At 63.6% G+C, this 5,452-nt stretch carries 6 protein-coding genes; 3 read left to right on the forward strand and 3 right to left on the reverse strand.

Annotated features, from left to right (window positions below; all coding sequences use genetic code 11):
• Positions 1–189 (reverse strand): chemotaxis protein CheW (locus VGN72_16760; protein HEV7301021.1); only part of this gene is annotated, 189 nt, incomplete at its 3' end.
• A gap of 228 nt (positions 190–417) precedes the next feature.
• Between VGN72_16760 and VGN72_16765 the strand changes: the two genes are divergently transcribed.
• From VGN72_16765 to queG, 3 genes are read left to right on the forward strand one after another with little or no spacing between them, the layout of a single operon-like run.
• Entirely contained in the window at positions 418–1,191 is a 774-nt protein-coding gene (locus tag VGN72_16765; protein ID HEV7301022.1) for a type III pantothenate kinase, read from the forward strand.
• A 47-nt stretch (positions 1,192–1,238) separates the two neighbouring features.
• Positions 1,239–1,625: a DUF1992 domain-containing protein gene (locus tag VGN72_16770; protein HEV7301023.1), complete on the forward strand. Its 387-nt coding sequence runs from the start codon at positions 1,239–1,241 to the stop codon at positions 1,623–1,625.
• Positions 1,626–1,637: 12 nt separating this feature from the next.
• Entirely contained in the window at positions 1,638–2,657 is a 1,020-nt protein-coding gene (queG, locus tag VGN72_16775) for a tRNA epoxyqueuosine(34) reductase QueG (GenBank protein HEV7301024.1), read from the forward strand.
• Positions 2,658–2,713: 56 nt separating this feature from the next.
• Here queG and VGN72_16780 read toward each other — a convergent pair whose 3' ends face one another.
• Both VGN72_16780 and VGN72_16785 read right to left on the reverse strand, forming a co-directional pair.
• Positions 2,714–3,388 carry a hypothetical protein gene (locus tag VGN72_16780; protein ID HEV7301025.1) on the reverse strand — a complete coding sequence of 225 codons (675 nt, stop codon included), beginning with the start codon at positions 3,386–3,388 and terminating at the stop codon, positions 2,714–2,716.
• Positions 3,389–3,781: 393 nt separating this feature from the next.
• The gene (locus VGN72_16785; protein HEV7301026.1) at positions 3,782–5,146 is read right to left on the reverse strand and encodes an erythromycin esterase family protein; all 1,365 of its coding nucleotides are present in this window, start codon (positions 5,144–5,146) and stop codon (positions 3,782–3,784) included.
• Positions 5,147–5,452 lie beyond the last annotated feature (306 nt).

A 5,452-nucleotide genomic window follows, 5' to 3' on the forward strand; every position in this document is an offset into this window, starting at 1 on the left:
GCCGCGCAGGTTGATCACGCCGCGGACATAGCCGGGCGTGCGCGGCACGGCCGTGATGTCCATGTAGCCGATGATCTCGCGGACCTTCAGGATCTGCAGGCCATAGCCTTCCTTGCCCAAGCCGAACGTGAGGTACTTCCCGGCACGCGCCGACGTCGCTGTGGACGCTCCGGAATCAGACACTGACATAGATGTTCCCTGTTAAGGACTATGCGGAATAATCTTACGCTGCCGTATAATTCGTCCTTGCGGGGCAGTAACTTGAGGCGGTCCGCTTTTTTCAGAATGACGGTGTTACCGGACGTTTGGCTGGCGAGAACTCCTGCGTCCACGCCGAGTCGTCCAAGTACGGATGACGGCAGGCTTCCGCGTACCAGTGAGGATGCCGTCCGGGCGGGTCTTGGCTATCATTCGGTTATGGACATCAATCTGCTCGTGCTGAGCGTCGGGAACTCGCGGCTGGCGATCGGCACCTTTATCGCAGGGGAACTTCAGGGTGTGGTCCGCGTGCCCCACAGCCAGCGGGCCGATTGGGCCGGGGTGATCGGCGAGGCCTGGCGCAAGATCGCCGACACCGAGGACCCCGCGATCGCCGGAGCGAGCGTCAATCCGACGATCGTCGAAGCGCTCGAGCATGCGGTTCAGCAGGCGACGGGGCAGGCGGTTGAATGGGTTGGCCGCGATCTGGACCTGCCGATCAAGGTGCTGACGGAGAACCCCGAGCAGACCGGTGTCGACCGCGTGCTGAACGTCGCGGCCGCTTACGAACAGCTGGGAAAGGCATGTGTAGTCGTGGATGCAGGGACGGCCGTCACCGTCGACTTCTGCAACTACGCAGGCGAGTTCCTGGGTGGGGCGATCGCCCCCGGCGCAAGCGTGATGCTCGACGCGCTGCACGAGAAGACCGCCAAGCTGCCGCGCGTGACGCTGGCGGTCCCGGCCGGCGCCTTTGGCACCGACACCGCCAGCGCAATTCAGCACGGTGTGTTCCACGGCATTCGCGGCATGGTGAAGGAACTGGTCGAAAACTACGCGACCACCCTCGGCACTTGGCCGGAACTGATCGCGACCGGCGGCGATGCGCAGACGCTGTTCGCCGACTGGGAACTCGTGCACGCAATTTCGCCCGACCTGACGATTTACGGTATCGCGTTGGCCTACACCGAGCACCACATTCGAAGGCCCGAGTGACCGAGTTCGCTTGAAGTCGGGCGAGTACGGACGGCTATAATGCCGGCATGTCGTTCAAGAACATCGACATGGAGGCCGCCATCCGCCGGATCGCTGAACGGCGCATCGATGACGCGATGGCGGAAGGCAAGTTCGATCGGATCGAAGGCGCCGGAAAGCCGTTGGACTTGGAGCCGATGCCGGCCGAGGAGAACCAGCGCATGATGTGGTGGGCGCTGCGCATCTTCAAGCAGAACGACGTTATACCCCACGAGGTCACTTGGCGCAAGCAGGTCGACCAACTGAAAGCGAATCTCGCGCAAGCCACGACCGATGATCAGCGGCGCTCGCTCGCGTTGCAGATCAACGAGCTGGTCCACAAGGTGAACACGCTCGGCACCAACGCGATGGCGGGAAACCTAGCGACAGTAGACGTGCCCGACGCAGCGACGTGACGTAGTGATGTAATGCCCAGCGTCCTACCCCAACCCGACCGTCTCGCGCTCGCGCTGCAGATCAAACAGCGGGCAACCGATCTCGGCTTCAACCTCGTCGGCATCGCGCCGGCTGGCCGGTCAATCTACCGCGACTACTTCGCGCAATGGCTGGCGGGCGGCAAGGCCGGTGAGATGCGCTACCTGCACAACCGCTTCGACGAACGCACCGACGTGGGGCAACTGTTGCCGGGCGCGCGGTCGGTCGTCTGCGTCGCGCTGAACTACCACGTGCCCCTGATGTCGGCCGAACCCGCTGATGTTAACGAGCGTGATGAGGTTCGGATCGCGCGGTACGCGTTGGCCGACGACTACCACGAGATCATCAAGCCGCGGCTGTACGACTTGGCCGACTTCATCCGCGAAGTCGTACCGGACGCGCAGACCAAGTGCGGCGTGGACACCGCGCCGATCATGGAGAAGGAACTGGCCGCAAGAGCCGGCGTCGGTTGGATCGGCAAGAGCACGAACCTGATCAACCCGTACATCGGCTCTTGGTTGCTGTTGGGCGAGGTCATCACCACGCTGGAGCTGCCCACCGACGAGCCCGCCGTCGACCGCTGCGGCACCTGCCGGCGGTGCATCGATGCCTGCCCGACCGGCGCCATCACCGCACCGTACGAGATGGACGCCCGCCGATGCATCTCCTACCTCACGATCGAACATCGTGGCGAGGTGGCCGATGAACTGGCTGGGAAGATGGACAACTGGCTGTACGGCTGCGACATCTGCCAGGACGTCTGCCCGTGGAACTCAAAGGCGATCGACTCGGACGAGCCGTCGCTGCAACCGCGCTTCGCCAGTGGAACATTGAACGCGAGCGAGTTGTTGAGCTGGGAACCCCAGACGTACTACGACACGTTGCGCGGCAGTGCGATGCGGCGCGTGAAGCTGCCGATCCTCAAGCGGAACGCCGAGATCGTCCAATCGAACATCGCACGCCCGTCCGGCCCCTCTCCCGGTACGCCGGGAGAGGGGCATTCGAACGTTTGACGGGTTCTGAGCCGAAAGGGACTACTGGTCGCTAAAGCGACCAATCCTGCGAAAGATTATTCGGGCTTGGGCTCAGTGTCTGGCAACGTCACCTCGATCGTCTTCACTTCATCGTTCCCGACGCGCACGCCACCCAGCTGTTCGACCCACTTCAGCTTGTCGGTGGCTTCCTTGTACTCGTTCATCGTCTTGAACCGCTCTCGCCGGACGATCTTGTTCTGCTGCTGCACCTTTTCCCAGCCACCGTATTGGAACTTGAAGTAGTACAGCTCGATGCGCCAGACCATGTTGCCACCGGCGGAGTAGAAGTCGCTGTCGCGGACGAGTTGGACGAGGGCGACCGCGCGGTCGTGGTCGCCTTGCAGCAGGAGGATGTCGCTCTTGTTATAGAACGACGGCACGTCCTGCACGATCGCCCGGATCGCCTCACGGTCGTCGGCCAAAAGCTCACCGGCGTCCGGTTTGGAGGGGGTGTCGTTGTACCAGCTCATGTCGACGCCTTGCAGCGTGGTGCCGTCCTTTAGCTTGAGCTGGACCGAGAGCGACGCGTCAGCCGGCGAATTGGCGAACGTGGCGGCGGGGCCGTTCACCTTGGCGTCGGTCGTCGTCGGCGGCTTGGCTGCGGTGGTGACAGTGCCGCTTTCGATGGCGGACGGGGCGATGACGGTGAGCGTGCCGGCGCGCATTGCGGCGGTGCACAGTAGAAGGATGAGCAACGTTCGAGCGAACATAAGCGCCTCGATCGGGGGAGCGAATAGGGTCTAGCTTCCTCTCACGCCGGAAGAGGGTTAAGCACTAACTGACGGCTCAAATCCCGCGACCCGAAGGTCTATAATGTCCCGAACGGAGCCTAAAGGCTAGCGTAACGGACCTATTCCAGTAGCGGCTTGTCCACTGGGCTCCACGGTTTGGAACTTCAAGCCGTGTCAGCGGCGTCGACCCTACAGCACGGCTTGGAGTACCAAACCGTGGCACCCAAACGCTACGGCAAGGTGCCCCCTGCACTAGCGGACAAAACCTCCGCGCAACATCTAACCTGCATCCCGCGGGCGGGCGGCGTCAGCAGACGAGACTCCTCCTGTCGAGGGCTGGGGCAACGGGAATCTGTTCGCATCTTTGGAATCTTATCCCCTGCCACCTCCCGGAGGGAGAGGAAACGTTTCGGCGGCGTCAGGCTCGAAAGGGGCGGTGCGTTCGAGCGGTTGCAGGGCACTGGTCGTGTCGACTTGAATGACGGCGTCGAACTGCTGCGGCAGGCTGGCGCGGAAGTAGTGGCTGAGGCGCTCGCTGCCGGGACGGTAGATGACGCCGATCGCGCGCTCCAGCCGCTCGGGTGTCAGCAGGGCGGTGGCGTCACGGGATTGGCGGAAGATCATCAGGAACTGCGGCAGGCCGACCTCGTGAAACAATCGTTCGTAGCTGCCGGCCAGCGATGGATTGACGTTCATCCGCTGCGCGGCATCGCCCCAGTTGTGAGCGGCGGTCACGGTGCCGGTGTGCGTGGTGAAGCCAACGTTGATCACCTGTCCCGCCCAGCGCTGGCGGCAGAGTTGGCCGACGTTCAGCTCGCCCCGGCGGCCCATCTCGGTGGCGCGGGCATCGCCCAGGTGCGAGTTGTGCGCCCAGACGACGACCTTCGTCTGCCGGCCGCGCGTGCGGTCGAGGTGGCGCAGCAGGGCGTCGATCGTGTCGACCATGTGCGTGTCGCGCAGGTTCCACGTATCCACCCGCCCTGCGAACATCTGGCGGTAATACTCCTCGGCGTTCTTGATCAGCCGTGCGTTCTGCTCGGCGAAGAAGTACTCGTCCTCGGGCGTCTGGCCGTCGCGCTTGGCGAGGTCGGACGCGCGCCGTTGCAGGTCAACCAGCTGCGCGATGACGCCGTCGCGGCAGCTCTTGTCCAAATCATAGCTGGCGGCGTAACCGTAGGCTTGCGGGTCGTCCTCGAACTGCTCGAAGCACCCATAACGGAACCGCGCCCGCCGGGCGGCTTCGGGGTCCACCTTGTCCAAGTACTCGACCACCGCGTCGATCGACCCGTACAGGCTGTAGAGGTCCATGCCATAAAATCCGCATTGCCGATCGCCCGCCGAAAGGGCGGCGTTGTGACGCTTCAGCCATTCGACGAAGCCGACGACGACGTCGTTGCGCCACATCCACTGCGGGAAACGTTTGAACCCGTCCAGCGCTGCAGCGGCGTCGCGATCGCCGTCGGATTCGATGCCGCGCACGTAGCGATTGACGCGATAGGCGTCCGGCCAATCGGCCTCAACAATGACCGCTCCGAAGCCGCGCTCGGTGATCAACCGTTCGGTAATCTGAGCGCGGGCGGCATAAAACTCGTGCGTGCCGTGCGACGCTTCACCGATCAGGACGATCCGGGCGTCGCCAGCAAGGTCGATGATGGCGTCGTAGCTCCCTGCGGCACCGGTCAACTCGATCGCGGCGTCGTTAAGGGCGGCAAGCGTGGCGGTCGTCTCGGTGATCATGGTCGCTCTGCCTCCGTCAAGCGAGGCAAGTCTGCAACGGCTGTGCCGAGCGATGGTCATCGGGCGAGGGAGACGCGAGATGCACACACAAACGAGAACCGGGCCGGGCAGTTTAACTGCCCGGCCCGGTTCATGTTAGAGGGTGAAGAACGATCGCCGATCAGGCCGGGACGAGTTCGACGGCACTGATGATGGCGTTGTCGCGTGCGGCGAGGAAGCGCAGGTCGAGCGAGCCGTCGGTGACGGTGACGTTGAACGTCTTGACCAGCGCGTTCAGCTTGCCGCCGGCCTCGGCGAAGATGTCGA

The organism is Tepidisphaeraceae bacterium (assembly GCA_035998445.1).
Lineage (GTDB): Bacteria > Planctomycetota > Phycisphaerae > Tepidisphaerales > Tepidisphaeraceae > DASYHQ01.